Source organism: Rhodopirellula maiorica SM1 (genome assembly GCF_000346295.1).
Taxonomy (GTDB): Bacteria; Planctomycetota; Planctomycetia; order Pirellulales; family Pirellulaceae; genus Novipirellula; species Novipirellula maiorica.
Window position 1 is genome coordinate 1 of the sequence record NZ_ANOG01000644.1, and the last position, 588, is coordinate 588.

The window sequence follows — 588 nt, forward strand, 5'->3', positions numbered from 1 at the left end:
TTTCATCGACACACGCGACCTCGTCGAAGTCGCTTGGACCACCAATTGATCGCCGCGTTGGATGCGATATTCGTGATAAAGCCGGACTTTTTTGGCGTCGACCAGTGTGGTGGTCACGGTAAGAACATCGTCAAATTCTGCCGCTGCGAAATACTTAATATTCATTTCAGTGACAACTAACATCCGTCCGGACGCTTCGAATTGCTTGTAGCTGACCCCACCCGCTCGTAGCATTTCGACCCGAGCTCGCTCGAAATAGTTGAGGTAATTGGCGTGATGAACACGTTTCTGTCCATCGGTTTCGTTGTATTCGACCCGAACTTCGATTTGGTGAGTCGAGCCGCGTTGTAGTAGATCCGAATCCATTAAGCTGCCTGTTTATCCGTTTAATCGTGCGAAATTGGTCTGAATTTGACAATTCTGTGTCGTTTCGGTGTTGGACCCAGAATTGGCGAAGATTGACCACGAATGTGGTCGAAGCGTAAACTTCTTCATGATTTTCTATCAGTAATCACGCACAAAAACGAGCTTACGATGAGCGTTGGCGATGGATCCGATTCAGTGACCGCATATCAGACTTCGCGTGGT

1 protein-coding gene is annotated in these 588 nt (G+C 48.1%); it reads right to left on the reverse strand.

Features of this window, described 5'->3' with window-relative positions; genetic code table 11:
* On the reverse strand, positions 1-366 hold a 366-nt coding region (locus RMSM_RS20625; protein WP_008700633.1), incomplete at its 3' end, for an acyl-CoA thioesterase.
* Between the last annotated feature and the right edge of the window lie 222 nt (positions 367-588).